Raw genomic sequence first — 25,926 nt, 5'->3', positions numbered from 1 at the left:
GGGGAGGGCGGAGGGGCCCCGGACGGCGACGGCGGTGAGGAACTGCCGGCGGTCGTCGGGGGCCGGGCCGTCGGGGACGTCGACGGCGCGCAGCAGCTCGCGGCCCGCGGGGGCGGCCCAGTGGGTGTAGGGGTGGATCTCGAAGCGCGCGATGGCCAGGCAGCCCAGAGTGACCAGCAGCGGGAGCGCGAACCACGGCAGCAGGGACCGGCCGGCGGGGCTGAGGGTCGTCGCGGCGGCCAGCATGGCCAGGATGAGGGCGGAGGCCGCGCGGACCTCGCGGATGCCGGTGGAGATCGACTCCCGGGCCGCGGGAGGCACCGCGAGCCCCGCGTCGGCGAGGCCCTGGGCCAAGGCGCGGACCCCGTCGGAGGTCGCGTGCGCCGCGCGTATCGCGGGGACGGGGGCCTGACCCTCGGGGCCGGTGGCGGCGATCAGGGAGCGCTCGATGGCGTCCCGGCCGTCCGGGTCGACGACGGTCGCCCAGCCGGTCCTGGCGAGCAGCAGACGCCGTTCGCGCCCCATCGTGACCATCGCCAGTTCGGTGACCCGGCGCGGTCCGCCGGACAGGAAGGCCATCTCGTAGAGCCCGAGCGCGTGATCGGCGGCCGGTGCGGCGGTCCCGTCAGGCAGATCGGCCGCGGCGACCGCCGCCCTGCACAGGCGTGTGCAGGAGGCGATCGCCGCGGCCCAGGCCACGAGGAGGAAGAGCATCCACATGGGGGAGTTGTAGCCGACCCCCGTGGGGGTCCGCCCGCGGTTTCCCGAATCGGGGGCGGCGCGGGCTACCGGGTCAGCCGCAGTTGCGGTTGCCGTTGATGCAGCTGACGACCTGGTTCATCAGGCGCGCCGGCATGAAGTTGGCGAAGTCCGCGTGGTCCGTGACCGGCTTGTGCAGCTGCTCGGGGAAGCTGTCGAGCGCGTAGTTCGGGCCCTGCGGGACCTTGTAGGTGAGCCGCATCTTCAGCTGGGGCACGGCCTTGAAGCCGGCCTGGCACTGCCCGGCACCGTCGGGGAAGACGATGTGCGTGCGGTGGTTGGCGCTGTCGACGTTGGTCCCGTCCCAGCAGCTGGGGAAGTTCAGCGTGCGGACCACCCGGCTGCCCTGCGGGCACAGCGGGTACTTGTCGGTGAGCTGGCGGTTCTCGAAGCCGGTGCAGCTCCACGACGCCTTGGCGTTGGCGACGCCGTTGGTGAAGGACTTGGCGTCACCCATGATGATCCGCAGCGTGGACGGCATCGCCACCACCTTGGCCCTCGGGTTGCCCCCGAAGAGCAGCTGCACCGAGGTGGCCTGCAGGATGGTGCCGGTGTTGCCGTCGGCGTCCGGCGCGTCGTTGGCGGAGCGGGTGCGCAGCACCGGCCAGAAGTACGCCGACTTGTCCCCGCGGGCGCAGGTGGTGCCGGCCGCGGCCAGGGACTCGTTGGTCGAGAAGCCGTCGGTGCTCAGGTTGCCGACGTAGTCGTGGACGTGGTGCGCGCCGTTGGCGACGCCGGGGGCCACGATGAAGTTGTCGGGGTTGTGGTGCTTGTTCTCGTTGCGGCCGCAGCGCGCCGTGAACGTGCCGCGCGAGGCGCCCCGCTGGTTCGCCGCCCGCTGGACGTTGGGCTGGACCGAGCGGATGTCGGCGAAGTCCTCGGGGGAGGGGCCGTTGGTCTGCGAGCCGCCGCCGGCGGGCGCGGACGCGGAGGCCGAGGCGGACACGGAGGGGGCCGCGGAGCCGTTCTGGCCGCCGTTGTTCTGTCCGCCGTTGTTCTGGCCCCCGTTGTCCGCCTTGGTGCTGTTCCCCGGGCTGGGGCTCTGCCAGCCGCCCGAGTGACCGGAGTTGGACCGCCAGTGGGCCGAGGCCGAACCGGTGACCAGGGCGAAGGTGCCGCCGGAGCCGAGCAGTGCCAGCACGGCTATCAGCACGAGTTGCTTGGTGCTCAACCTGCGCCGGTGGTTCATGTGTTGTCGTGTGGGCATCGGATCGCTCATTTCTACTGCGACGGCTGGGGGGACGAAGCCGCTGGGGGAAGTGAGTACGTCGGGGACGGGGTGACGATGAAGGTCGGCTCACCGGGAGCAGGGGAGACCGGGACGGCCGCACCGGGGTTGGTGGGGCTGGCGGTCGTGTCCACGGCGATCTGGTCGAAGTTGACCAGTCCGGTCTTCTCCAGGACGGTGATGTGGTCGAGCACCGTCGCGTTCGCCTGGTCGGCCAGTTCCCGTACCAGCGAATTGCGTGTGGTGGCGCGTACCTGGGCGATGACCGAGAACACCTGGCCGTGGGCGAGCCTCACGATATTGGCGAATTTCTGGTCAAAGTCCTGGCCGTTCGCGGCGGAGAAGGTGGCCAGGAAGCCCATTTGCTGTGCTGTGGGCTGGTTGGGCAGGGTGATGCCCAATTGGGGCGCGATCGTGCGGCACGTCGAATCGAGGTTCGTGTGCCCGTCGATCAGGTGCTGCCCCGCGCGTTTGACCGCGGGCGTCGTCCCCTTCTGCAGGGCCATCTGCCCGGCGGGGAACTCCCACAGGCCGGCCAGCCGGACCTTGGTGACGAAGGTGCGGTCCAGCTGGGTGAGCGGACCGTACTGCGTGGACACGGTCTGGGCGCCGGCCGCGGTCACGGCGGGGCTGTTCAGCCCGGACATGACGGGGTAGGCCAGCGCGGCGAGGGTGACCACGAGAGCCCCGACCACGAGGCTGAGTCCGGTGGCGTAACGGGTGGATCGCATGGGACCGCACGTTAGTGCGTTTGAAGCGTCCAAGGCGAGGAACAGTCACGTATTCGCGAATTCCAGGAATCCGGACCCGGTCCTTGGTACGTTGTTGCCTTTTCGCGCCCGATGGGCCCCGCCGCCATTCCCGTCGCAGGTCGGAGGCCCTTGGAAAAAGATTATGGCAGCTTTGAACGGAGCGTGTCCCGCATACGTATGAATAGGTGTGAGGGCTGTCGCGGCGCCGGGAAAACCCTTCCGCGCAGACGCTGCCGCCAGGCCGGGAGCGGTGCCGGGCCCGAGCGTTCGCGCCACCACGCGGCCAGCCGCCTGGTGACCGCGGGGTCGTGCGGGTCGTCCCCGTCGAGGACGTACGCGGCGAAGGCCATGGCGTCGCGGCGGTAGCCCCCGTCGAGCGGCCGCCGCGCGGCGTAGCGCAGGAACTGCGGCCGGTACGCGGCCCCCAGGATCTCCGGCAGCTCCGGCGCCACCTTGGCGACGATGCCGGCGCGTTTGGCGGCCAGCGCGCGGCTCTGCACACCGATCCGGGTCCGGTCGAAGCCCTCCGGCACCGGAGTCCCGGCCACGAGCGCCGACAACAGCGCGGTCTGGCGCAGCGCGAGGCGCTGACGGGCCGCCCCGGGCGCCGCGGCGACCCCGGCGGGCACGGCCGGCGGCACGTCCGTCCGCCCGCCCGTGCCCGCGTCCACCACGCGGCGTATCGCGGCCAGTTCGCGGGCCAGTTCGCCGCCGCCGGGGAAGTCGTCGTCGCGCTCCAGCAGCACGCCGGGCGGGCAGGCCCGCTCGTACAGCGCCGCCAGCACGTCCAGGACGGCCTCGGGGACGGGGTGCGCGTGGCTGTCGTGCCATACGCCGTCCTTCTCGACACCGCCCGCCACGTGGACGTAGGCGATGGCGTGCACCGGCAGCGCGTCGAGTGCGGCGAGGGGGTCCTCGCCGCGGTTGACGTGGTTGGTGTGCAGGTTGGCGACGTCGATCAGCAGGCGTACCCCGGTCCGCTCGACGAGCTCGGCGAGGAAGGCCCCCTCGCTCATCTCCTCGTCCGGCCAGGCCACCAGCGCCGCGATGTTCTCCAGCGCGAGCGGCACGGGCAGCGCGTCCTGCGCGATGCGCACGTTCTCGCACAGGACGTCCAGCGCGTCCCGGGTCCGCGGCACGGGCAGCAGGTGCCCCGCCTCCAGGTGCGCCGAGCCCGTCAGCTCCCCGCCGCCGCGCACGAAGGCGATGTGCTCGGTGACCAGCGGGGCGCCCAGCACCTGCGCGCGCTGCGCGAGCGCGGCCAGCCGTTCCGCGCCGGGCCGCTCGGCGCCCCCGAGGCCGAGCGAGACACCGTGCGGGACGACCGTGACACCGCGCTCGCGCAGCCGCAGCAGGGAGTCGGGGAGATGACCCGGGCAGACGTTCTCGGCGACCGCCTCGACCCAGTCGACACGGCCGGCCTCCGCCAGCGCCTCGACCGCCGCCGCGATCTCCGGCCGCCAGCCGATGCCCGTGCCCAGATACGAGTGCTCCATGCGCCCCCCCTTCCTCCTGCCGGGGTTCTGGCCCCGCGCAGGGCGGGTGAACCCCGCGGGGGCGGGTTTCAGAGCTTGATTTGAGCTTGGGCCTCAGCGGCGCAGCGCCGGGTGGTCCGCCACGACGGTGCACGACCCCGGGGCGATCTCGGTGAACCCGGCGTCCCGCACCACGGGCAGCCCGGAGGCGGTGAGCGCCTCCCAGCCGGCCTGCGGCGCCGTGCGCACGGCCAGCGGGAAACCGGCCTCGCGCCACTGCGCGCGCTCGGCCGGGGGCAGGGCGAGCCAGGCGAGCTGGGCGCCGTGCCCGGCCTGCGCCATGGCCTTGCCGGCCGACATCTGCACCCCGGGGTTGAGCCAGAGCACCGGCGTCCCGGTCTCCGGCCCGGCGGGCGGCTCCGGGTCCTCCAGTTCCGTCCCGGACACCTGCAGCCGCGCCAGGTCCTTGGGCCAGCCGTCCAGCGGCACCGGCGGGAAGACGCGGACCTCGGCGGACTTGCCGGTGACCGTGATGCCCGGCAGCGCCTCGGCCCGCTGCCATTCGGCGCCGCGCGCCCGCCGTACGACCTTGCGGATGCGGGCGTCCTCCCAGCCCCGTACCGCCCCGGCCCACTCCCCGTCCGCGGCGGTGGCGCGCTCGTCGGAGCGCAGCAGAAGCACGGCACGGGCGGCCGTCTCCAGCGCGTCGGTCCGCGCCGGCGGGGCGGTCCGCTCGATGCGGACGACCAGGGGGAGGACGAACTGGGGAGCGGCGTCGCGAGGATCGGTTGTCACCTCGACAGTCTGCCACCCGCCCCGCAGGAGCTTGTCGGAGCCGATCCCTCCGGGCCAGGATGCCGGGGTGCACAGCGACCTCTTCGCGACCGAGAACACGGCGCAGCCGGCCACCGAGCCCGGCATGACCCTCCAGAACGCCAAGTCGATCAAGTACGCGGTGAACGGCGAGTGCCTGGCGCGCCAGGGCTCGATGATCGCCTTCCGCGGAAACCTGCAGTTCGAGGTGAAGGGGCAGGGCGTCGGCAAGTTCCTCAAGCGCGCCTTCACCGGTGAGGGCCTGCCGCTGATGTCGGTGCGCGGCCAGGGCGAGGCCTGGTTCGCCCACGAGGCGGCCAACTGCTTCGTCATCGACCTCGACCCCGGCGACAGCCTCACCATCAACGGCCGCAACGTGCTGGTCTTCGACTCGACCCTCTCCTACGAGATAAAGGTCGTGAAGGGCGCGGGCATGGCCGGCGGCGGCCTGTTCAACAGCGTCTTCACCGGGCACGGCCGCCTCGGCGTGATGTGCGAGGGCAACCCGATCGTCATCCCGGTCACCCCGCAGGCCCCGGTGTACGTCGACACCGACGCGGTCGTCGGCTGGAGCGCCCAGCTGCAGACCTCCCTGCACCGCTCGCAGAGCTTCGGCTCGATGCTGCGCGGCGGCTCCGGCGAGGCGGTGCAGCTGATGCTGCAGGGGGAGGGCTTCGTCGTCGTCCGGCCGAGCGAGTCCCAGCCCCACCAGCCGTCCAACTGACGTGCGGCTGGAGGCGGTCGGCCGCCGGTACGGGGCGCGCGGGCCCTGGGTGCTGCGCGGCGTCGACCTCGACGTGCCCGGGGGACGGGTGCTGCGCGTCGAGGGGGCGAACGGCAGCGGCAAGTCCACGGTCCTGCGGATCCTCGCAGGCATCGACCGCCCCACCACGGGCCGGGTCAGCGGGCGCCCGCGCACCGCGTACGTGCCCGAGCGGTTCCCGCCGGCACTGCCCTTCGACGCGCACGGCTACCTCGTGCACCTGGGGCGGGTGCACGGGCTCGGCAGCCGCACCGCCGCCCGGCGGGCCGAGCAGTGGCTGGAGTGCTTCGGCATCGCCGGGTCCGCCCGGACCCCGCTCGCCGAGCTGTCCAAGGGCACCTGCCAGAAGGTCGCGGTGGCCCAGGCGCTGGTGGCCGAGCCGGACCTCCTCGTCCTCGACGAGGCGTGGACGGGGCTCGACCGGGACGCGCGCACCGTCCTGGACGACGCCGTGCGCGCCCGCAGCGCCGCCGGCGGCACGGTCGTCTTCGTCGACCACGACCCGGGCCGGCTGGCCGGCGACACCACGGAGGTCCACCGCGTCGAGGACGCCCGGCTCGTGCCGGTGCCCCTGGACGCCGCCGCCGGGCCGCGCGTCGTCATCGAGGCCACCGGTACCGGGGAGCCGCCGGCCGGGCTCGCGTACGAGCCCGCCGCGCCCGGCACGCTCCGGGTGACCGTCCCGGCCGCGGGGTCCGACGCCGTCCTGCGGCGGCTGCTCACCGCCACGCCGCCCTGGCACATCCGCGCGGTCCACCCCGCGGAGCCGCCCGCGGAGCCGCCCACGGAGTCCTCATGACCGCACTGCTGCGCTACCGGACCACCCTGCTCCTGCGGTCCTTCCGCTGGCTGCCGCCGCTCCTGCTCCACGTCACCGTCATGGGGATCGGGCTGGCCGGGGGGCCGCAGCCGCTGCTGGACTCGCTCGGCTGGAGCGCCGCCGCGCTGCTGCCGGCCGCGGCCTGGCTGGTGCGGGTCAGCGTGACGGCCGAGCCGCCGGCCGCCCGCGCCTGCGTGGCGGCCGCCACCGGGCCGGGGCGCGCCCACACGGCGGGCGTCCTGGCGGCGCTGCTGTGCTCGGTGGTGCTGGGCACCGCGGGCACCGCCGTGGTGCTCGGCATTGCCGACCCCCACACCACGGACCACCTGAAGGCCATCCCGGTGGTCCCGGCGGCCGTGGCCGGTCTCCTGGCCGCCCTGGTGACCGCGCTGCTCGGCACCGCCGTCGGCGCCCTCACCAACCCCCCGGTGCTGCTCCGCCCCGGATGGGCGGTGCCCGTCACCGCCCTCACCGCGGTCCTGGTCCTCGTCGCCGCCGGATCGCCCGCCAACGCGGCGGTCACCGGGCTCGTCACCGGTTCCCGTACCGGCGCGGTCCCGTTCCCGCTGGTGCCCCTCCTGTTCGCGGCGCTCGCCGCCGCGGGCGCCGGCCTGCTCGCGGCGACCCTCAGCGCACGCCGCGGGTGAGGGGCAGGGGCGCGGCCGCTCAGCCCTCCAGGGCCATCCGGACGCCCAGCGCGACCAGCACGCCGCCGGACACCGCCTCCAGGCGGCGCCGCACCGCGGCGCGGCTGAACACCGCCCTCAGGCGGTCGACGAACCAGACGTACGCCCCGTAGTAGCCGACCTCGTAGACCGCCCAGAGCGCCGCGAGCCCCACCATCGTGGGGAGCTGGGGCGCGCCGGTGGGCACGAACTGCGGCAGGAACGACATCGCGAAGACCGCCGCCTTGGGATTGGCCAGGTTCATGCCGAGCCCGGCGCGGTAGGCCGCCCACGGCGTCACCGTCACGTCCTCACCCGCCGCGGCCCGCTCGGGGTCGGGGCCGCGGCGGGCGGCACGCAACGCCTGGACGCCGAACCAGATCAGGACGGCGGCGCCGACGATCCGCACGACGTCGTAGGCGAGCTGTGAGGCCGCGAGGAGCGCGGTGAGGCCGAAGGCGGCGCACAGCCCCCAGACGAACACACCGGTCTCGTTGCCGAGGACGGTCGCGAAGCCGGCCCGGCGGCTGCGCAGGGAGTGCCTGATGATCAGCACGGTGCTCGGCCCGGGGGCCGCGGCGATCAGGGTGCAGGCACCGAGGAAGGGCAGCAGGACGCTCAGCATCCCGTCATGGTGCTGCAGCGGGACCCTCGCGCACCAGCCGGTTTCCGTGCGCCGTGGCGTCCTGCCGGCCCTGCCCCGCGCCGTCGCCGCCGGCGGGGCCACCGCCGCCGGACAGCCGCATCGCGACGCAGGCCCCGGCGTACAGCACGGCCACCAGGATCAGCAGCGCGCGGTAGCCGGTGAGCAGCGCCAGGTACTCCAGGGTGCCGCCGGTCAGCGCGCCCAGGAGGTTGGCGCCGAAGGCGGCGGTCGGGTCCGGTGCCTGGGCGAGGCGGTCGGAGAAGATCAGGTTGGCGCAGAAGATCGGCGCGAAGGCGAGCGCGACGGCCGCCGCCAGCCGTGCCGCGAAGGGCAGCGACAGCACGGACTGCGCCGGGACCAGCCAGCCGACGGCGAGCGTGACGAAGAGCAGGATCTGCAGTGCCGTCTGGTTGAGCCGGCGCATGCGCCGCCGCACTTCGACGGCGGCCAGCACCGCCAGCAGCACCCCGATGAAGACCAGCGCGTTCACCAGCCAGGTGGTGCCGAAGTACAGGGCGAAGCCGATGACGTTCTTCGTCTCCAGCAGCAGGAAGGCCGCGCCCATCAGGAACATGTCGGCGTAGCGCAGCGTCCCGCGCAGCCGCACCCCGGCCAGCCGCACCGAGATCACGGTGACCAGCAGGATCAGGCCGAGGGCCCCGAGGTAGAGGCTCGGCACCGTGCGGTGCAGGAGGTAGGGGAAGGGGTGGTCGTCGTCCGCGGGCGGCGGCACCGCCCCGCCGGCCCGCCAGACCGTCCCGCAGGTCTGGTCGGCCGGCGTCAGCCCGGCCACGAGGACCGCGGCGCGCTTGCTGTACTCCGTCATGCACGGAGCGTGCCCGAAGACCTGGTCCAGGCTGCCGGCGAAGCGGTCGATCAGCCAGTTCTGCCGGTAGTAGTTGTACATCGCGAACGCGCCGCCGGGGGCGAGGTGGTCACGTGCCGACTCGAAGGCCTGCTTGGTGAAGAGGTAGCTCTCCAGCCGCAGGTTGCTCGCGCCCGACACCAGCGTCAGCGAGTCGGGCAGCGCCAGCACGACGAGGTCGTACTTCGTCTTCGTCCGCTCCAGGAAGGCCCGCCCGTCGTTGATGTGGACGTGCACCCGCGGGTTCTCGTACGGCCGCGCGGGGTGCAGCTGCGCCCCGATCTCCTGCAGCCGCGGGTCGATCTCGACGGCGTCCACGTACTGCGCGCCGTTGGCCAGCGCGACGGCGACGTCGTTGCCGTTGCCCGCGCCGATCACCAGCACCTTGCGGTGCGAATTGTCCGGGGTCTCCCGGTAGGCCTGCTCGTACGGCGAGTTGGGCTGCTGCAGCACCTTCAGCGGCGCGATGCTCTGGTGCGGCACGCCGTTGGCGGCGATCTTGTACGTCCGGGAACTGGTGCCCGGCTCCGGGCGGGTCAGCTCGATCTTGTAGTACGGCGACCAGGACACCCCCGGCGCCAGCGACTCGAAGAGCAACGCCAGGACCATCGCCGCCAGCGGCAGCGCGTACCGCAGCGTGTTGCGCCGGCCGCCAAGGACCAGCAGCGCCGCAGCGGCGATCAGCCCCCACACCAGCGAGGGCGCGCGCAGCCAGGACACCCCCGCGAAGGCCACGGAACCGGTCAGCGAGCCGAGCAGGTCCCACCGGTACGCCTCCAGCGACGGCAGTTGCCGGAACAGATCGGCGGTGATCTTGCCGATCGCCATCATCGCGAACGCCACCAGCAGGAAGAGCACCGGCAGCGTCACCCACTGCGGCAGCCCGGTGGTCTTCACCGCCGTGAAGTAGATGACGTCGCCGCTGCTCTGCCGCACCTGGACCGGGAACTCCCGCACCAGCACCACGAGCACGGCCAGCGGCAGCGGCGCCCACCGCTTGAGCCACCGGCCGCGTTCCGCCGCGACCAGGAAGCCCAGCCCGATCCCCAGGAACGAGCCGAGCAGGATGAAGTTGGAGAAGTAGCTCAGATGGACGACGTTCGCGCCCGCCCACCGGATCAGCGCCAGTTCGACGAAGAGCATGGTGGCGCTGGCCAGCAGCAACCTGGCCCGTACGTGGTGTTCCATGCCGGGCCACGTTGCCACCCGGTGGGCGGGGAGTCGACGGACGCGCCCCGCGTGGCGCGTCCGCCCCACGCGAGGGGCCTAGCCGTCGGATTTCGTGATCAGTCCTCCACGGGGGCCAGCCGCAGCGAGATCGAGTTGATGCAGTACCGCTGGTCCGTCGGGGTGTCGTAGCCCTCGCCCTCGAAGACGTGGCCCAGGTGCGAGCCGCAGCGGGTGCAGCGGACCTCGGTGCGGACCATGCCCATCGAGCGGTCCTCGATCAGCTCGACGGCCTTGCTGTCCTTCGGGTCGTAGAAGGACGGCCAGCCGCAGTGCGACTCGAACTTGGTGTCCGAGGTGAACAGTTCGGCGCCGCAGGCGCGGCACGAGTAGACGCCGCGGGTCTTGGTGTCGGTGTACTCACCCACGAAGGGACGCTCCGTGCCCGCCTGGCGCAGGACCGCGTACTCCTGCGGCGTCAGCTCCTGACGCCACTGCTCCTCGGACTTGTCGACTTCGTACGCCATGGTCCTCCCTCTCCTCAGTTCTCCAGGCGCGCGAGGATGCGCGGACCGAGATCGGTCACGTCGCCCGCGCCCATGGTGAGAACAAGGTCACCGGGCTTGGCCATTCCGGCGACGACCTCGGGGACCGCTTCCTTGTCGTGTTCCGCGGTGACGTCGGCGCCCGCCGCGACGGCCGCGGCGATGATCAGGTCGCTGGTGATGCCGGGGATCGGGTCCTCGCGGGCCGGGTAGATGTCCAGCACCACGGAGGCGTCGGCGAGCGCGAGCGCCTGGCCCATCTCGCGGCCCAGCTCCTGGGTGCGGCTGAACAGGTGCGGCTGGAAGACCACGAGGATGCGCCGGTCGTCCGCCGCCTCGCGCAGGGCCTGCAGGTCCGCGGTCATCTCGGTCGGGTGGTGCGCGTAGGAGTCGATGACCTGGACGCCCGCGGCGGTGCCCTTCAGCTGCAGCCGGCGCTTCACCCCGGTGTAGGTGCCGAGCGCCTTGGCCAGGCCCTCCGCCGGGACGCCCAGCGCGACGCCCGCGGCCAGGGCGGCGACCGCGTTGTGGGCGTAGTGGCGGCCGGGCACGGAGACGGTGAAGGTGTGCTCCTCGCCGTCCAGGCGGACGGTGACCTCGCTGGACATCCCGTGCGGGGTGATCCGCAGGATCCGCACGTCGGCCTGCTCGTCCTCGCCGACGCGCACGATGGTCAGCCCCTCGCGGCCCGCCACCCGGGCGGCCAGCTCCCGCGCGCCGGAGTGCTCGCCGACGACCAGGGTGCCACCGGGGACGATCTTGCCGACGAAGACCTCGAACGACTCGTGGATCTCGTCCATCGACGCGTAGTTCGCGTGGTGGTCGAGCTCCACGTTGAGCACGATCGCCACCTCGGGGTCGTACTTCTGGAAGCTGCGGTCGCTTTCGTCCGCCTCCGCCACGAAGATCTCGCCGGTGCCGTGGTGGGCGTTGGAGCCCGGGGCGTCCAGGTCGCCGCCGATGGCGTACGACGGGTCCAGGCCCAGCGCGGACAGGCTCACCGCGAGCATGGAGGTGGTGGTCGTCTTGCCGTGCGTACCGGCCACCGCGATCGGGCGCGAGCCCCCCATCAGCGCCGCCAGCGCGTCCGAGCGGTGCACCACCGGGATGCCGCGCCCGCGGGCCGCCACCAGCTCCGGGTTGTCCTCACGGATGGCGCTGGAGACGACCACGCAGGTCGCGTCCTGCGCGAGGTGCGCGGCCGAGTGACCGATGTGGACGGTCGCGCCCAGCGCGCGCAGCGCCCCGGCCGTGTCGGAGTCCTTCGCGTCGCTGCCCGCGACGGCGGCGCCGCGTTGGGTCAGGATCTTCGCGATGCCCGACATCCCGGCCCCGCCGATCCCGATGAAGTGCGGTCGGTCCATACCGGGGGGAAGGGTGGGGCTCATGCGAGGTGCTCCCTGGAACTCACGAGGTCGGTCGTCGGCCGTCCCCGATTCTTCCACCAGTCGGGGACACGGCGTCCGCTCAGTCCTCCGCGTTGTGGGCGAACAGCTTCAGCACCGGCACGCCGACCTTGTGCCGGGCCCGGGAGGTCCAGTCGCGGTGGAAGAACTCCTCCACCAGGTGCGGGGCGGTCAGCACGATCACCTCGTCGGCGTGGGTCTGCTCGACCACCGACTTCATCAGCTCGATGGGGTGCCGCTCGACCACCTCGCCCACCGCCTCGCAGCCCGCCTCGCGCAGGGCGGTCAGGCTGTGGCTCAGCGCGCGCTCGGCGGGCATCAGGGCCTTGTCGCCCTCCGGGCGCTCGCGCTCGTGGACGGCCTTGTCGAGTTCGCCGAGGGCGACGTCGTCGATGGCCCGCAGCAGCCGGTCCTGGTCGCCGCGTGGCTGCATCAGGACGACGAAGGAGACGGGCTCGTCACCGTGGAGCGTGGTGACCAGTTCCACATCGGCGGGGACGAGCGGCTGCTCGATCATGAGTACGGTCGTGAACACGGACGCGTCCTTCTCTCTCGCGGGCCGTCGGGCCCGCCACGGAAACCATCCTGCCCCGTCCGGGCGCGGGGCACGCGGGGACATCCGTTCCCGGGCCTGGCACGCGGACGAGTGCGGGGCGGGCGATCGGCGCCATCCGGGTGAGGCCGGTGGCGCGGGCGGCCGGTGGCCGGTCCCGGTCGCACCGGGGGGCCGGTCAGCCGCGTACGTAGCGGGTGAACAGGAAGCCGTCCTCCTCCAGGATCGACACCGGGGTGTAGCGGACGGGGTCGGTGATGCCGGGTCCGTTCATGATGCGCATGGCGTCACCGGCGGTCAGCAGCGGGGCGATCGTCAGGCACAGCTCGTCGACCACCCCGGCCGCGGCGAACTGGGCGAGCAGCCGCGGCCCGCCCTCGGTCAGCATCCGGCGCAGCCCCAGCGCGGCCAGCTCGCGCACCACGCGCGCCGGCTCCACGCCCGTGCCCGAGCCGGCCCGGACGACCCGTGCCCCCGCCTTCCCGGCCGCCGCGACCCGGTCGGCCGGGGCGTCCTCGCCGGTCAGCAGGAGGGTCGGCACCAGCGGCTCGGTGAACAGGGGCAGCGAGAAGTCCAGGTCGAGCCGGGCGCTCACCACGGCGATCGCGGCGGCCGGGCCCTGTCCCGCCGCGGCCCTGCGGTCCGCGAAGGCCTCCCGGGCGCGGGCCGGGCGGTAGCCTTCCTGCCGCACCGTCTCCGCGCCGACGACCACCACGTCGGCCAGGGCCCGCAGCACCCCGAACACCCGCATGTCGGCGTCCGAGGACAGCGGCTGGGAGCGCCCGTCGTGCCGGGCCGCGCCGTCCAGCGACGACACCATGTTCGCCCGCAGCCAGGGCGCCCCGCCCGCCGGTTCCGGGTACGCGTACGCGTCGGCCAGCGCCTCCGGCGTGTCCAGGGTCTCGGCGGGTGCCGCTGCGGCAGCGGTCGCGGCGGCGGGGAAGAGGCGGCGCATGGCTGCAGTCTTCCACGCCCCCCACGCAGTGGGGTCGGCCACACGGCGGCGGGGGGACCACCGGCGAGGCACTAGGCTGGAGTGCTGTGTCCTCGTCCTTCGCCGCCGCGCAAGAATCCAGCCCGATACCCGGCGGGACGCCGCCCGTCTCGCTGAGCGGACGCGAGCCGCACGTCCCGGCGGACCGGCTGGTGGCCGAGATGGTGCCGCCGCCGCGCTTCGACTCCGTACGGTTCGACACCTACCTCCCGGATCCGAAGCAGCCGAGCCAGGCCGAGGCCGTCGGCACGCTGCGGGCCTTCGCGCAGGGGCTGGGCGCCCCCGCCGACGGCGGGCGCAAGCGCTGGTTCCGGCGTCAGGTCGCACCCGCCGCCCCGGCCGGCCCCGGCGGGGTCTACCTCGACGGCGGCTACGGCGTGGGCAAGACCCACCTGCTCGCCTCGCTCTGGCACGCCACGCCCGCGCCGCGCGAGCAGAAGGCCTTCGGCACCTTCGTGGAGCTGACCAACCTCGTCGGCGCCCTCGGCTTCCAGCAGGCCGTGCAGGCGCTCAGCGGGCACCGGGTGGTCTGCATCGACGAGTTCGAACTCGACGACCCCGGCGACACCGTGCTCGTCTCGACCCTGCTGGGCAAGCTGGCCGACGCCGGGGTGAAGCTGGCCGCGACCTCCAACACCCTGCCCGGCAAGCTCGGCGAGGGCCGGTTCGCGGCCGCCGACTTCATGCGCGAGATCCAGGGCCTGTCCGCCCGCTTCCGGTCGCTGCGCATCGACGGCGAGGACTACCGCCACCGCGGCCTCCCGCAGGCCCCCGCGCCGTACGCCGACGAGCAGGTCACCGCTGCCGCGGGCCGCACCCCGGGCGCCTCCCTGGACGACTTCGGCGCCCTCCTCGCCCACCTCGCCCGGGTCCACCCCAGCCGCTACGGCGCGCTCTGCGACGGCGTCGAGGCGGTCTTCCTGCGCGGCGTCCACCCCGTGGAGGACCAGGCCACCGCGCTGCGCCTGGTCGTCCTGGCCGACCGGCTCTACGACCGCGAGGTCCCCGTCATGGCCTCCGGCCGGCCCTTCGACGGCATCTTCAGCGAGGAGATGCTCGCCGGCGGCTACCGCAAGAAGTACTTCCGGGCCATCTCCCGCCTCACCGCCCTCGCCCGCGACGCCGAGCGGCTCGCCACCCCGGACGCCTGAGCCCCGCTCTCGGCGGTGCGCGCGGCGCCCGGGCCGTGACACCCGTGGCCCCCGGCCGCGTTGGCGGCGCCGGGGGATCCGGCGCACCATCGGATCACCGGACCGGAGCCCGCGGGGAGCGGGGAGGGTCCCCCGGAGGGAGGCGCGGTGACGAAGAGGAGCCCGGACACCGCATCCGGAACCAGGCCCGGGCTGCGCGCGAAGCTGCGGGTCCCGTCGGGCGGCGGCCCCGTACGGCTGCGGTCGTACGACCCGCGCGCCACGCCGGGCGGCCCGGCGGGCAAGGCCGAGGCGCTGGCGTGCGTGCCGTACGCGCGGGACCGGATCACGGCGCTGCAGGAGCGGCTCTTCGCGCAGAGCACGGCGGGCGACCCGCGTTCGGTCCTCGTCGTGCTCCAGGGCGTGGACACCTCGGGCAAGGGCAGCGCGGTGCGGCACCTCGCGAGCCTGCTCGACCCCGCGGGGTGCCGCATCACCGCCTTCAAGGCCCCGACGGCCGAGGAACAGGCCCACCACTTCCTGTGGCGCGTCGAGCGGGCCCTGCCCGGTCGCGGGCGGATAGGGGTCTTCGACCGCTCCCACTACGAGGACGTCCTCGTGCCGCGGGTCAGGGGCCGGGCGCCCCGCTCGGTGTGGGAGGAGCGCTGCGAGACCATCAACTCCTTCGAGGCCTCGCTCGCCGACGACGGCGTCAGCGTCGTCAAGGTCTTCCTGCACATCAGCCGCGACGAGCAGCGCACCCGCCTGCTGGACCGGCTGGACAACCCCTGCAAGCACTGGAAGTTCGACCCCGGCGACCTGGAGGACCGGGCGATGTGGCCCTCCTACCAGGAGGCGTACGAGGACGTGCTCGGCCGCTGCTCCACGGAGGCCGCGCCCTGGTACGTCGTCCCCGCCGACCGCAAGTGGTACCGGAACTGGGCCGTCGGGCGGCTGCTGATGGAGCACCTGGACCTGATAGACCCGGTGTGCCCGCCCGCGTCCTTCGACGTCGGGGTCGCCCGCAAGCTGCTGCTGGAGGACTGACCCCACCGGGCCGCAGGGCTCAGCCGCTGCAGGCCGTGCGCTGGGCCTCGTGCCAGGCGCAGACCGGGCAGAGGGTCGCGCCCGGCTGCGAGTCGGGGTACTCGGTCGGGTCGCCGCAGTGGACGCAGATCGCGCGGGGCTCGTCGTCGGTCGTCACCCGATCAGGGTAATCAGCGCTCACGGAGCACCGCGACCGAGTGGCCGGGCAGGTGGAGGCAGCCGGTGTCGGCGGGCGGTGGTCCGGGACGCCAGGCGGCGACCGGGACGTAGCCGGGCGGGTCGGCGCGGCCGGGGTGGTGGAGGGGGACCAGCGCCTCCTCGGGGGAGAAGTTGACGGCGATCCGGAAGCGTCCGCGGTCCAGCCGCAGGGTGTGCCCGCCCACGGTGACGTGGACGGCGTCCAGGGCCGGGTCGGTCAGCTCGGGCTCGGCGTGGCGCAGCGCGATGAGCCGCCGGTACCAGGCCAGCAGTTCCGCGTGCGGCTCCCGGGCGGGTTCCGACCAGTCCAGGCAGGAGCGCAGCCGGGTCGCCGGGTCCTGGGGGTCGGGGATGTCCTCGGCCTTCCAGCCGTGCTCGGCGAACTCGCGGCGGCGGCCCCGGGTGATGGCGGCGGCGAGCTCGGGGTCGTCGTGGTCGGTGAAGAACTGCCAGGGCGTGCGGGCGCCCCACTCCTCGCCCATGAAGAGCATCGGCGTGTACGGGGAGGTGAGGACGAGCGCGGCGGCCGCGGCGAGCAGCCCCGCAGGGACGCTCGCGCCGAGGCGGTCACCGGTGGCGCGGTTGCCGATCTGGTCGTGGGTCTGGGTGTAGGCGAGGAAACGGTGGCCCGGGGTGGTCGTCAGGTCGACGGGGCGGCCGTGGGCACGGCCGCGGAAGCTCGAGTGGGTGCCGTCGTGGAAGAAGACCCGGCGCAGTGCCTTGGCCACGGCGGTCACCGGGGAGACGGCGAAGTCCGCGTAGTACGCCTGGGCCTCGCCGGTGACGGCGGTGTGCAGGGCGTGGTGGAAGTCGTCGTTCCACTGGGCGTGCACACCCAGGCCGCCGGCCTCGCGCGGGTCGGTGGTGCGCGGGTCGTTGCGGTCGGACTCGGCGATCAGGAAGAGCGGGCGGCCGGCCGCGGCCGACAGGGCGTCGACGGCGGTGGAGAGCTCCTCGAGCAGGTGCACCGCGCGGGTGTCGACCAGGGCGTGGACGGCGTCGAGCCGCAGCCCGTCGAGGCGGTAGTCGCGCAGCCAGGACAGCGCGCTGCCGACCAGGAAGTCGCGCACCTCGTCGGAGCCGGGGGCGTCGAGGTTGACGGCGTCGCCCCACGGGGTGTGGTGGCGGTCGGTGAAGTACGGGCCGAAGGCGGGCAGGTGGTTGCCCGAGGGGCCGAGGTGGTTGTGGACGACGTCCAGCACCACCCCGAGCCCGTGGCCGTGCGCGGCGTCCACGAAGCGCTTGAGCCCGTCGGGGCCGCCGTAGGGCTCGTGCACGGCCCACAGCGACACGCCCTCGTACCCCCAGCCGTGCGTGCCGGGGAACGGGCAGAGCGGCATCAGCTCGATGTGGGTGATCCCCAACCCGGCCAGGTACGGCAGGTGTTCGACCGCCGCGTCGAAGGTGCCGGCGGTGGTGAAGGTGCCGACGTGCAGCTCGTAGAGGACCGCGCCGGGCAGCGGGCGGCCCGCCCACTCGTGGGCCCAGGCGAAGCGGTCGTGGTCGACGACCGCGCTCGGGCCCTCCGGCCCGTCCGGCTGCCGCCGGGAGCGGGGGTCGGGCCGCGGCGGGCCCCCGTCCAGCGCGAAGGCGTAGCGGGTGCCGTGCCCGGCGGGCACGTCCGCGTACCACCAGCCCTGGCGTCCGGGGTCGCGCTCCATGTCGTGAGCCCGGCCGTCGACCCGTACCTCCACCTCACCGGCGTCCGGTGCCCACACGTCGAAGCGCATGGGCACCATGCTGCCCGCCGTCCGGGGGTCACACCAGGTTGACGCGCTCCCCGGCGACCGGATAACCCGCCTTGGCGAAGTGCGCCGCCATCGGCGCGTTGCCCTGGTCGGTGGCGGCGGCGATCCGCTCGGCGCCGTGTCCGGCCAGGTCGTTCGTGCACTCGACCAGCAGGTCGTAGGCGTAGCCGTGGCCGCGCTGCTCCGGCAGGACACCGATGAAGCCGACGCAGAACGCGCCCGGGTTGCGCCCCGGCACGTGGATGCCGGCGAGCTCGCCCTGCGGGGTGTACGCCAGGCGCCACCACTCGCGGGGCGACTGCAGCCAGTTGAGGAACTCCAGCTCCTCGCGGGCGGCGGCGTCCGGGCCGTGCAGCCGCACCATGCGGCGGGTGTGCGCGTCGAGGCTGCCGACCCCGATGCGCCTCAGTACGTCCAGGATCACGCCGTCGTCCGGCTCCGGCCGGTACTCGAGCCGTCCGGTGCGCTCGGGCAGCCCGCACTCGGGGGTCCAGACGTAGCGGTAGCGTTCGACGAGCAGCTCCATGCCGGAGACGATCGCCGCGTCGATGCGGGACTGGGCGGCCTCGCGGACCTCGCGCCGCTCCCGCCAGCCGGGGGGCAGCACCAGCTCGTACTCGGCCTTGAGCGGCGCCGTCCGCAACAGCCGCACGGCCGCGTCGGCGTCGGTGAAGTCGAACCAGTCGAGCGCTATCGGCTTGTCGTCGGCCGGAGCCGCCCACCAGGCCGCGCGGGCGACCACGACGCCGTCGCGCAGGGCCACCCAGGTCCAGTCGGGGCGGTACTCGCCGCCCTCGTCGGTCATGGCGTAGGAGTGGCCCATCAGGGACCGGCCGACCAGGCCGTGGTCCTCGGGGGTCAGGGAGTGGAAGAGATGCGATTCGCCCGCGACGAGCGGGCGGAAGACCAGATCGGTCATGAAGGAGAAGTCCTCACGGAAGAGCGGAGCGCTCCCGGTCAGACGGAGTACGCCCTGCGGACAACGGGGTGGGAGCGCGGAACGGTGAACAGGCACATGGCTTCCGCCTCCTTCCTCGGTCAAGGGCGTGCGCCCACCGTAGCCATCCGGCCTCCGCGGCGTCCACGCAATTAACGGCGGGGCCGCACGGGCCGCACCTTCTGGACACCCCGGCCTCCGCGGCCCGACAATCACGCAGGTGAGCTATGAGTTCCCGACGCACCCGGCGCGTCCCACGGACGCCGAACGCGAGCGCGCCATCGAGGTACTCCGTGAGGGGGCCGTCGACGGGCGGCTGTCGCACGACACCTTCGTGCGCCGCATGGGACTCGCGCTCAAGGCGCGCCACTCCGACGAGTTGGCCGCCCTCGTCGCCGACCTGCCGCCCGCACAGGGCCGTTGGGCCCGGCTGACCGGTTCGATCGTCCGCGCCGTCACCAAGACGTCGGCCTTCCGCGCCCGCATGCGGCAGGCCTGGGCCGTCCAGCAGCTGCCGCCGCTGCTGCTGCCCGCCCCCGGCCCCTTCCCGGTGCGGATCGGCCGGGACCTGTCGTGCACCTTCCGGCTCAGCCACTCCTCGACGTCCCGTTTCCACGCCGAGCTCAGCCACGAGGGCGGGCTGTGGGTCCTGCGCGACCTCGGTTCGATGAACGGCACCTGGGTCAACGGCCACCGCGTCATGGGTGCCGCGGCCGTCCGCCCCGGGGACCAGGTGACCTTCGGCGCGATGAGCTTCCGCCTCACCACCGCCTGAGGCCGCGCCGGCGCCCGGCCTCAGGGCCTCAGGGCCTCAGGGCCGGAACAGCGGCTCGTACGGCTCGTGATCGTCGTCGTCCACGTACGGCAGGAAGTCCGGCGCCGTGCGCGCAGCCGTCGCCTGCAGCCGGGCGACGACCTCCTCGACCGGAGGGAGCGTCAGCCCGAGGGCCGCAGCCACCTCTTCGCGCTGCCGGTCCAGGTCCGGGTGGTCCTCGCGCACCTCGGCCTCCAGCTCCTCCAGGGGGAGTCCCGAGTCCACGTCCCGCCACCACATCGGGCAGGACACGATCAGCTCGACCGCTTCCGCCAGGTCCGCGCCGATCAGCGCCGCCTGCCCCTCGGAGTCCGCGTACACCACGGGCCGCTCGGCGTCGCCGGGCTCACCGCAGAGGAAGAACGTGCCGCCGGCGCCGTCGCCGGCTATGGGGCGCATCACCAGGCCCGAGGGCAGGCGCACGTCCTCGACCGGGTCGCGGCGGGTGATGTCGAAGTCACCGGGCCAGGCGAGGTGCTGTGCCGCGACCGGGTCGTTCTCGATGCGGATGAGCAGGGCTTCCGAGGCGTCCATGGCAGGACGTTAACAGCGGGGTCCGACAGTGCGGTCCGCGTCGCTCAGGCGGTGCGGGACCGGAGTACCGGCGCGCGGCCGCCCGCGAGGCGCAGGACCTGCCCGCGGCACGGCGGCGGCTCCTCGTCGGCGGTCGCGAAGCGCAACTCGTGGCCGTCCGGGTCGCGCAGCTGCGCGAGGAGCCAGCCGCGGGCGGTGCGGACGACGGCGCCGCGCGGCTCGCCGAGCGCGTCCAGACGGGCGGCCAGCGCTTCCAGTGCGGGGAGGTCGGGGACGCCCAGCGAGAACCACGCGAAGCCCGCGGAGGCGGCGGCGAGGGCGGGGTCGTGGCGCAGGCACAGCACGGGTCCGCCGCCGGGGTGGGCCATGGCGATGCCGGCGAAGGCGCCGCCCTCCGTGAACTCCGCGATCCGGTGGTGGCCCAGCACCCGTTCGTACCACGCCTCCGACCGGGCCGGATCGCCGACGGGCAGCGTGACGTGGTGCACCCCGGCGAGACGCGGGATGAAGGGAATATCGGTATACATGCCGCATACCGTACAGTGCGCCCGAGCGTGCGACACGGGGGCAGCAACGGCGTGCCGCACGGTGGTTGACGGTCCGTCAGTGGTTAGCCGGCCGTGCCGCCGGGGTCGACGACGACGTCGTAGGCCGGCGTGGTCAGCGAGTGCAGGGGCGAGTCGAGCTTCTCCGTGCGCAGGATGTAGGTGCCCGGCGCCAGGTCGGCGATCGGCTGGTACCGGCCCGTGAACCAGGGCTCCGTCCCCGTCCAGTAGCCGGACCCCAGGCTGTGCTTGAGGACCCACCCGCCGGGCAGGACGACGGCCGGGTACACCGGTCCCAGCGCGTCCTGGGTGAGGGTGAACGACGGTCCGGCGTGCGCGTCCGCGCCGGGTGCGGTGGGCAGGGTGAACGAGAAGTACCGGACGTTGAAGGGCGCGCCCGGGGTCAGCGGCGCGCAGCCCTCGGCGACCACGGGACCGTCGAGGACGCCGAGCTGCAGCGGGTCGGTGAAGGTGCCGCTGCCCGGCAGGGCGCCGCAGCTCGTCGTCCGGGGGCCGCCCGCCGGCGCCCCGTCCGGGTCGCCGGACGGACCGGCGCCGTCGGAGGGGGCGCCGGCCGGCGTGCCGTCCTCGGTGACCACCGCCTCGGACGGCTCCACGGCGGACGGCGAAGGAGCGGTGCTCTCCGGGACGGGCGGGGTGCTGTCCGGAGCGGTCGCGGAGGATCCCGTCGACGGTGGTTCCTCGGCAGTCGTGCGGACGGGGGCGGACCCGCCGCCGCAGCCGCCCGCCAGCAGCACGGCGGCGAGCGCCGGCACACACCTCCGCATGGACGTCCCTCCCCCCGCGCCGCCGGGGGGTGTCCCGACGGCGCTCAATGGGCGGGACATTACCGGCTTTCGTGCTCCGTATCCGTCCGTACCGGAAATCTCCCGCCCACCGGGACCTCACTCGTCGACGTCACGCACCAGCAGGCCCACCGGCAGCCGGTCCAGCAGCTCCGCCAGCGGCACCACGGCCTGGAACGGACGGCCCGTCAGCACCTCCGTCCAGACCCCCTCCGGCAGCACCAGCTCCGTGCCGCGCCAGCCCCCGGCGTCCGCGAGCCGCCGGGACAGCCGGGTGACGACCGTGAGTGCCCGCCCGCCGCGGACGAAGGCCACGCAGTGCTCCCCGGCCGGGCCGCGCGCGTACAGCGGCTCGTACGAGGCTTCCGGGCCGGTGAACCACTGCGGGCGGGCCCGGCGCAGGCGCAGCGCGAACTCGGTCACCCGCCGCTTCTCGCTCGGGTCGCCCTCCGCGGTGCCCGGGTCGTACGGGCGGCGGTTGGCGGGGTCGACGAGCAGCAACTGCCGTTCCTCGTCGCCCTGGTAGACGTCGGGCACGCCCGGCATCGTCAGGTGCGCCAGGTGCGCGCCGAGGACGTTGACGCGTTCGGGCCCGCGCAGGGCGCGGTCGATGCGCCCGGTGGCGAAGGCGGCCGGTCCGCCGACCAGTTCACGGACGAAGCCCGTCAGCTCCTGCTCGTACTCCGGACGCTGGTCGGTCCACGACGTGCGCAGGCCCGCCTCGCGCTCCGACTTGAGCATGGTGGCGGTCACCGGCTCCGCGGCACCGGGGTCGCAGAAGACCGCCGCGTACTGCCAGGCCTGGTACTCCGCATGACGCGCCGGGAGCGGGACCCCGCGGTGCTCCAGGTACTCCCGCAGGTCCGCCGAGACCTCGCCCAGCCAGCCGGCCCACTCGCCGGGCAGCTCGCTCAGCGCGGCGAGCCGGGCGCGGACGTCGGCGCTGCGCTTGGTGTCGTGGGTGGAGCGCACCGTCCCGGTCAGCGGCCAGTCGCGCCGCAGCCGCTCGCAGAAGGCGTGGAAGTCCTCGGGCGAGGTGGCGGGACGGTCCGGCTCGCGGCCGACCTCGTTGAGGCTGAGCAGGGGGTGGTAGCGGTAGAAGGCGGTGTCCTCGGCGGACTTGGCGCGCAGCGCCGAGGAGACCTGGGCGAAGCGCACCACGAAGTCCGCGGCGGCCTCCCCGCCGCCCGGGTGCCGGCCCAGGGCCAGGTCGCACACCGTCCCGGCCGCCGGGTGCCCGGCGGCACCGGCCGCGGCCTCCAGCAGGGCGGTGTCCTCCGCGTCCGCGGGCTCGCCGGGGACGACGTACGGGCGGTAGCGCGGCAGCCGGACGAGCGTCGCCTCGATCGCCTCGCGCAGTGCGGCGGGCTCCAGCCCGGTGGCCCGGACCGCGGAGCGGGTCAGCCGGCCCACCTCCGCGGCCAGGTCGTGCGTGACGATGCGTTCGGCGGCGGCCCGTACGGTCGGTTGCCACTCGCCGCCCGCGTCGGCGGGGGCGGCGGTGAACCCGCGGTAGAAGCGGGTGATCTCCTCGACGCCCGCCGGGTCGGTGAACAGCCCGTCGAGGCGGTCCAGGGCGTCGTAGCCGGTCGTGCCGGAGCAGGCCCAGCCGGCCGGCAGCCGTTCGTCGCCGGTGAGGATCTTCTCCACGACCGTCCAGCGGCCGCCGGAGGCGTCCGCCAGCCGCCGCAGGTAGCCGGCGGGGTCGGCGAGGCCGTCCGGGTGGTCGACGCGCAGGCCGTCGGCGACACCCTCGTCCAGCAGGCGCAGCAAGGTGGCGTGGGTGGCCGCGAAGACCTCGTCGTCCTCGACGCGGACCGCGATGAGCTCGGAGATGGTGAAGAAACGCCGGTAGTTCAGCTCGGTGCGGGCCTGCCGCCACCAGGCGAGCCGGTACCACTGGGCGTCGACCAGCGCGCGCAGCGGCAGCTCCTCGGTGCCGGGGCGCAGCGGGAAGGCGTGGTCGTGGTAGCGCAGCACCCGCTCCCCGGTGGCGCGGTCGCGCTCGACGCGCAGGTCGGGCAGCACCTCCTCCAGCGGGCCGCCCAGCACCGGCAGCAGCAGCCGGTCGCCCTGCGCCGCCCAGTCGACGTCGAACCAGCGCGCGTACGGGGACCGCGGCCCGTCCCGCAGCACCTCCCACAGCGGCCGGGCCAGATGCTCCGGCGCCGGCACGGCCATGTGGTTGGGCACCACGTCCAGGACGAGCCCGAGGCCGTGCGCCCGGGCGGTGCGCGCCAGCGCGCGCAGCCCCTTCTCGCCGCCGAGCTCCTCGCGCACCCGGGTGTGGTCGACGACGTCGTAGCCGTGCGTGGAGCCGGGCACGGCCTGCAGCACGGGGGAGAGGTGCAGGTGGGAGACGCCGAGCGCCGCCAGATGGGGGACGACGGCCTCGGCCGCGGCGAACGGGAAGTCGGGCTGGAGCTGGAGCCGGTAGGTGGCGCTCGGCACGGAGGGGACGACAGCGGTCGGCGGGATCGCGGCGCTTTCTGTCATGGAGGACTGACTACCCCGCCGACCGGTACGCCCATCACATCGGGCGGACGGTTACGCCGGGCGCTGCAGGACCATCATGCTGCGGTCGGCCAGCCGCAGCCGGTCCCCCTGGGTCACCTTGCGCCCCGAGCCGGGGGGCACGCCCTCCGGCCGCTGGGTGTCCACGACCACCTGCCACTCCTTGCCGTGGTTCACCGGGACCACGAAGTCCAGCGGTTCGTACCAGGCGTTGAACATCAGCAGGAAGGAGTCGTCGCAGATCCGCTCCCCGCGGTCGCCGGGCTCGGAGATCGCGCTGCCGTTGAGGAAGACCACCAGAGCGTTGGCCTGGGCCTCCTGCCAGTCGTCCTGGGCCATCTCCTCACCCTCAGGGGTGAACCAGGCGATGTCCGAGAGTTCGTCGTGCGTGCCCTCGACCGGCCGCCCGTGGAAGAAGCGGCGGCGGCGGAAGACGGGGTGGTCGCGCCGGAGCCACACCATCTGGCGGGTGAAGTCGTGCAGCCGCTCGGTGTCCGCCTCGCCTTCCTTGGGCCACGGCACCCAGGCCAGCTCGTTGTCCTGGCAGTAGGCGTTGTTGTTGCCCTGCTGGGTGCGGCCGAACTCGTCGCCGTGGGCGAGCATCGGCACGCCCTGGGAGAGCAACAGGGTCGCGATGAAGTTGCGCATCTGGCGCTCGCGCAGGGCGAGGACGTCCTCGTCCTCGGTCTCGCCCTCGGCGCCGCAGTTCCACGAGCGGTTGTGGCTCTCGCCGTCCCGGTTGTTCTCGCCGTTGGCCTCGTTGTGCTTGTCGTTGTACGACACCAGGTCGCGCAGGGTGAAGCCGTCGTGGCAGGTCACGAAGTTGATGGAGGCGAGCGGCCGGCGGCCGTCGTCCTGGTAGAGGTCGGAGGAACCGGTCAGCCGGGAGCCGAACTCGGCCAGCGTGGCCGGTTCGCCGCGCCACAGGTCGCGCACCGTGTCGCGGAACTTGCCGTTCCACTCCGTCCACAGCGGCGGGAAGTTGCCCACCTGGTAGCCGCCCTCGCCGACGTCCCAGGGCTCGGCGATCAGCTTCACCTGGCTGACCACCGGGTCCTGCTGCACGAGGTCGAAGAACGAGGACAGCCGGTCCACCTCGTGGAACTGCCGGGCCAGGGTCGCCGCGAGGTCGAAGCGGAAGCCGTCGACGTGCATCTCGGTGACCCAGTAGCGCAGCGAATCCATGATCATCTGCAGCACGTGGGGGCTGCGCATCAGCAGCGAGTTCCCGGTGCCGGTGGTGTCCGTGTAGTAGCGCGGGTCGTCGGCCAGCCGGTAGTACGAGGCGTTGTCGATGCCCCGGAAGCACAGCGTCGGCCCCAGGTGGCTGCCCTCGGCCGTGTGGTTGTAGACCACGTCGAGGATCACCTCGATGCCCGCCCGGTGCAGCTCGCGCACCGCCGTCTTGAACTCCAGCACCTGCTGGCCGCGGTCGCCCATCGAGGCGTAGGCGTTGTGCGGGGCGAAGAAGCCGATCGTGTTGTAGCCCCAGTAGTTGCGCATCCCCGCATCCACCAGCCGGTGGTCGTGGACGAACTGGTGGACCGGCATCAGCTCCAGCGTCGTGACGCCCAGCTCCGTCAGGTGCGAGATCACCGCGGGGTGGGCGAGCGCGGCGTAGGTGCCGCGGATCTCCTCCGGGAGCTCCGGGTGGAGCATCGTCAGGCCCTTGACGTGCGCCTCGTAGATGACCGTGCGGTGGTAGTCGATGCGGGGGCTGCGGTCCTCGGCCCAGTCGAAGTACGGGTTCACCACCACCGAGGTCATGGTGTGGGGCGCCGAGTCCAGGTCGTTGCGGGACTCGGGCTCCCCGAAGCGGTAGCCGTACACCGCCTCGTCCCAGTCGATCGTCCCGCTTATCGCCTTCGCGTACGGGTCCAGCAGCAGCTTCGCGGAGTTGCAGCGGTGGCCACGGGTCGGCTCGTGGGGGCCGTGGACCCGGAAGCCGTAGCGCTGACCGGGCATGATGCCCGGGACGTACGCGTGGCGGACGAAGGCGTCCGCCTCCCGCAGCTCGACGGCGGTCTCCGAGCCGTCGTCGTGCAGCAGACACAGCTCGATCCGTTCCGCGGTCTCCGAGAAGACCGCGAAGTTGGTGCCGGCGCCGTCGTACGTGGCGCCGAGGGGATATGCCTGACCCGGCCAGACCTGCATGTCGTCGACTCTTCCACTTGTCCGCCGGGCGCCGGTAGGCCGCACCCC

The 25,926-nt window shown here is 73.7% G+C and carries 25 protein-coding genes; 6 read left to right on the top strand and 19 right to left on the bottom strand.

The window, feature by feature from the left end; all coding sequences use genetic code 11:
- The 5 genes from PV350_RS05325 to PV350_RS05305 all read right to left on the bottom strand — a co-directional run.
- The coding region (locus PV350_RS05325; protein ID WP_500333016.1) for a TIGR04222 domain-containing membrane protein at positions 1-720 on the bottom strand (720 nt) is incomplete at its 3' end.
- A 73-nt stretch (positions 721-793) separates the two neighbouring features.
- Entirely contained in the window at positions 794-1,966 is a 1,173-nt protein-coding gene (locus PV350_RS05320; RefSeq protein ID WP_499514600.1) for a DUF1996 domain-containing protein, read from the bottom strand.
- Positions 1,967-1,980: 14 nt separating this feature from the next.
- Complete coding sequence (locus PV350_RS05315; RefSeq protein ID WP_499514601.1) at positions 1,981-2,718, bottom strand: DUF4142 domain-containing protein; 738 nt, start codon at positions 2,716-2,718, stop codon at positions 1,981-1,983.
- Between the two features lie 161 nt (positions 2,719-2,879).
- Positions 2,880-4,235 carry an MbnB/TglH/ChrH family RiPP precursor modification enzyme gene (locus tag PV350_RS05310; protein ID WP_500333015.1) on the bottom strand — a complete coding sequence of 452 codons (1,356 nt, stop codon included), beginning with the start codon at positions 4,233-4,235 and terminating at the stop codon, positions 2,880-2,882.
- Positions 4,236-4,328: 93 nt separating this feature from the next.
- A complete protein-coding gene (locus PV350_RS05305) occupies positions 4,329-5,135 on the bottom strand; it encodes an aminoacyl-tRNA hydrolase (RefSeq protein ID WP_499514603.1) in 807 nt (268 codons plus the stop codon).
- Between PV350_RS05305 and PV350_RS05300 the strand changes: the two genes are divergently transcribed.
- Genes PV350_RS05300 through PV350_RS05290 form a run of 3 tightly spaced genes read left to right on the top strand, consistent with a single transcriptional unit; the run spans position 5,077 to position 7,257 of the window.
- Complete coding sequence (locus tag PV350_RS05300) at positions 5,077-5,751, top strand: AIM24 family protein (RefSeq protein WP_499514604.1); 675 nt, start codon at positions 5,077-5,079, stop codon at positions 5,749-5,751. The two genes, PV350_RS05305 and PV350_RS05300, sit on opposite strands and share 59 nt — an antisense overlap.
- A 1-nt stretch (position 5,752) precedes the next feature.
- Complete coding sequence (locus PV350_RS05295) at positions 5,753-6,589, top strand: ABC transporter ATP-binding protein (protein WP_499514605.1); 837 nt, start codon at positions 5,753-5,755, stop codon at positions 6,587-6,589.
- Positions 6,586-7,257, top strand: a complete 672-nt coding sequence (locus PV350_RS05290; RefSeq protein WP_499514606.1) for an ABC transporter — start codon at positions 6,586-6,588, stop codon at positions 7,255-7,257. Before PV350_RS05295 ends, PV350_RS05290 begins: the two co-directional genes overlap by 4 nt.
- A 19-nt stretch (positions 7,258-7,276) precedes the next feature.
- On the opposite strand, the gene PV350_RS05285 is transcribed toward PV350_RS05290, so the two are convergent.
- The 6 genes from PV350_RS05285 to PV350_RS05260 all read right to left on the bottom strand — a co-directional run bounded on the left by PV350_RS05285 (position 7,277) and on the right by PV350_RS05260 (position 13,412).
- Positions 7,277-7,900 (bottom strand): LysE family translocator, encoded by a 624-nt coding sequence (locus PV350_RS05285; protein WP_499514607.1) that lies wholly within the window; start codon positions 7,898-7,900, stop codon positions 7,277-7,279.
- 4 nt (positions 7,901-7,904) lie between these two features.
- The gene (locus tag PV350_RS05280; protein WP_500333014.1) at positions 7,905-9,974 is read right to left on the bottom strand and encodes a spermidine synthase; all 2,070 of its coding nucleotides are present in this window, start codon (positions 9,972-9,974) and stop codon (positions 7,905-7,907) included.
- Positions 9,975-10,072: 98 nt separating this feature from the next.
- Entirely contained in the window at positions 10,073-10,480 is a 408-nt protein-coding gene (gene msrB / locus PV350_RS05275; protein ID WP_499514609.1) for a peptide-methionine (R)-S-oxide reductase, read from the bottom strand.
- Positions 10,481-10,494: 14 nt separating this feature from the next.
- Positions 10,495-11,886 (bottom strand): UDP-N-acetylmuramate--L-alanine ligase, encoded by a 1,392-nt coding sequence (gene murC, locus PV350_RS05270; protein ID WP_499514610.1) that lies wholly within the window; start codon positions 11,884-11,886, stop codon positions 10,495-10,497.
- 79 nt (positions 11,887-11,965) lie between these two features.
- A complete protein-coding gene (locus PV350_RS05265; protein ID WP_499514611.1) occupies positions 11,966-12,439 on the bottom strand; it encodes an indole-3-glycerol phosphate synthase in 474 nt (157 codons plus the stop codon).
- 196 nt (positions 12,440-12,635) lie between these two features.
- The gene (locus PV350_RS05260; RefSeq protein ID WP_500333013.1) at positions 12,636-13,412 is read right to left on the bottom strand and encodes a pyrimidine reductase family protein; all 777 of its coding nucleotides are present in this window, start codon (positions 13,410-13,412) and stop codon (positions 12,636-12,638) included.
- Between the two features lie 86 nt (positions 13,413-13,498).
- Here PV350_RS05260 and zapE point away from each other — a divergent pair, with 86 nt between their 5' ends.
- Entirely contained in the window at positions 13,499-14,602 is a 1,104-nt protein-coding gene (gene zapE, locus PV350_RS05255) for a cell division protein ZapE (protein WP_499514613.1), read from the top strand.
- A 147-nt stretch (positions 14,603-14,749) separates the two neighbouring features.
- A complete protein-coding gene (locus PV350_RS05250; RefSeq protein WP_500333012.1) occupies positions 14,750-15,628 on the top strand; it encodes a PPK2 family polyphosphate kinase in 879 nt (292 codons plus the stop codon).
- Between the two features lie 19 nt (positions 15,629-15,647).
- Here the strand turns inward: PV350_RS05250 and PV350_RS05245 are convergent, their stop codons facing one another.
- The 3 genes from PV350_RS05245 to PV350_RS05235 are packed head-to-tail and all read right to left on the bottom strand — an operon-like array spanning position 15,648 to position 18,493.
- Positions 15,648-15,785, bottom strand: coding sequence for a hypothetical protein (locus PV350_RS05245; protein WP_431967014.1), 138 nt, complete (start codon positions 15,783-15,785; stop codon positions 15,648-15,650).
- Positions 15,786-15,798: 13 nt separating this feature from the next.
- A complete protein-coding gene (gene treZ / locus PV350_RS05240; protein WP_499514615.1) occupies positions 15,799-17,556 on the bottom strand; it encodes a malto-oligosyltrehalose trehalohydrolase in 1,758 nt (585 codons plus the stop codon).
- 28 nt (positions 17,557-17,584) lie between these two features.
- A complete protein-coding gene (locus PV350_RS05235) occupies positions 17,585-18,493 on the bottom strand; it encodes a GNAT family N-acetyltransferase (protein WP_499514616.1) in 909 nt (302 codons plus the stop codon).
- Between the two features lie 238 nt (positions 18,494-18,731).
- On the opposite strand from PV350_RS05235, the gene PV350_RS05230 reads away from it, so the two are divergent.
- A complete protein-coding gene (locus PV350_RS05230; protein ID WP_499514617.1) occupies positions 18,732-19,286 on the top strand; it encodes an FHA domain-containing protein in 555 nt (184 codons plus the stop codon).
- A 36-nt stretch (positions 19,287-19,322) separates the two neighbouring features.
- On the opposite strand, the gene PV350_RS05225 is transcribed toward PV350_RS05230, so the two are convergent.
- The 5 genes from PV350_RS05225 to glgX form a co-directional block, all read right to left on the bottom strand.
- On the bottom strand, positions 19,323-19,859 hold the full coding sequence (locus tag PV350_RS05225; protein ID WP_499514618.1) for a hypothetical protein: 537 nt from the start codon (positions 19,857-19,859) through the stop codon (positions 19,323-19,325).
- A 44-nt stretch (positions 19,860-19,903) separates the two neighbouring features.
- Positions 19,904-20,386, bottom strand: coding sequence for a VOC family protein (locus PV350_RS05220; RefSeq protein WP_499514619.1), 483 nt, complete (start codon positions 20,384-20,386; stop codon positions 19,904-19,906).
- Positions 20,387-20,469: 83 nt separating this feature from the next.
- The gene (locus PV350_RS05215; RefSeq protein ID WP_499514620.1) at positions 20,470-21,192 is read right to left on the bottom strand and encodes a hypothetical protein; all 723 of its coding nucleotides are present in this window, start codon (positions 21,190-21,192) and stop codon (positions 20,470-20,472) included.
- 117 nt (positions 21,193-21,309) lie between these two features.
- The gene (gene treY / locus PV350_RS05210) at positions 21,310-23,706 is read right to left on the bottom strand and encodes a malto-oligosyltrehalose synthase (protein ID WP_499514621.1); all 2,397 of its coding nucleotides are present in this window, start codon (positions 23,704-23,706) and stop codon (positions 21,310-21,312) included.
- Between the two features lie 51 nt (positions 23,707-23,757).
- Positions 23,758-25,878: a glycogen debranching protein GlgX gene (glgX, locus tag PV350_RS05205; RefSeq protein WP_499514622.1), complete on the bottom strand. Its 2,121-nt coding sequence runs from the start codon at positions 25,876-25,878 to the stop codon at positions 23,758-23,760.
- Between the last annotated feature and the right edge of the window lie 48 nt (positions 25,879-25,926).

The sequence above is a fragment of the Streptomyces sp. PA03-6a genome, from assembly GCF_033792765.1.
GTDB lineage: Bacteria > Actinomycetota > Actinomycetes > Streptomycetales > Streptomycetaceae > Actinacidiphila.
This window is presented reverse-complemented; position numbering and strand designations above follow the sequence as displayed.

Bases quoted from the DNA above. Each gene is read 5' to 3' on its own strand.
- glgX (WP_499514622.1), bottom strand. From the start codon at position 25,878: ATGCAGGTCTGGCCGGGTCAGGCATATCCCCTCGGCGCCACGTACGAC.
- murC (WP_499514610.1), bottom strand. From the start codon at position 11,886: ATGAGCCCCACCCTTCCCCCCGGTATGGACCGACCGCACTTCATCGGG.
- PV350_RS05290 (WP_499514606.1), top strand. From the start codon at position 6,586: ATGACCGCACTGCTGCGCTACCGGACCACCCTGCTCCTGCGGTCCTTC.
- PV350_RS05280 (WP_500333014.1), bottom strand. From the start codon at position 9,974: ATGGAACACCACGTACGGGCCAGGTTGCTGCTGGCCAGCGCCACCATG.
- PV350_RS05215 (WP_499514620.1), bottom strand. From the start codon at position 21,192: ATGCGGAGGTGTGTGCCGGCGCTCGCCGCCGTGCTGCTGGCGGGCGGC.
- PV350_RS05320 (WP_499514600.1), bottom strand. From the start codon at position 1,966: ATGCCCACACGACAACACATGAACCACCGGCGCAGGTTGAGCACCAAG.
- PV350_RS05310 (WP_500333015.1), bottom strand. From the start codon at position 4,235: ATGGAGCACTCGTATCTGGGCACGGGCATCGGCTGGCGGCCGGAGATC.
- treY (WP_499514621.1), bottom strand. From the start codon at position 23,706: ATGACAGAAAGCGCCGCGATCCCGCCGACCGCTGTCGTCCCCTCCGTG.
- PV350_RS05285 (WP_499514607.1), bottom strand. From the start codon at position 7,900: ATGCTGAGCGTCCTGCTGCCCTTCCTCGGTGCCTGCACCCTGATCGCC.
- PV350_RS05315 (WP_499514601.1), bottom strand. From the start codon at position 2,718: ATGCGATCCACCCGTTACGCCACCGGACTCAGCCTCGTGGTCGGGGCT.
- PV350_RS05260 (WP_500333013.1), bottom strand. From the start codon at position 13,412: ATGCGCCGCCTCTTCCCCGCCGCCGCGACCGCTGCCGCAGCGGCACCC.
- PV350_RS05225 (WP_499514618.1), bottom strand. From the start codon at position 19,859: ATGGACGCCTCGGAAGCCCTGCTCATCCGCATCGAGAACGACCCGGTC.
- PV350_RS05220 (WP_499514619.1), bottom strand. From the start codon at position 20,386: ATGTATACCGATATTCCCTTCATCCCGCGTCTCGCCGGGGTGCACCAC.
- treZ (WP_499514615.1), bottom strand. From the start codon at position 17,556: ATGCGCTTCGACGTGTGGGCACCGGACGCCGGTGAGGTGGAGGTACGG.
- msrB (WP_499514609.1), bottom strand. From the start codon at position 10,480: ATGGCGTACGAAGTCGACAAGTCCGAGGAGCAGTGGCGTCAGGAGCTG.
- PV350_RS05305 (WP_499514603.1), bottom strand. From the start codon at position 5,135: ATGCCGGGCTCGGTGGCCGGCTGCGCCGTGTTCTCGGTCGCGAAGAGG.
- PV350_RS05235 (WP_499514616.1), bottom strand. From the start codon at position 18,493: ATGACCGATCTGGTCTTCCGCCCGCTCGTCGCGGGCGAATCGCATCTC.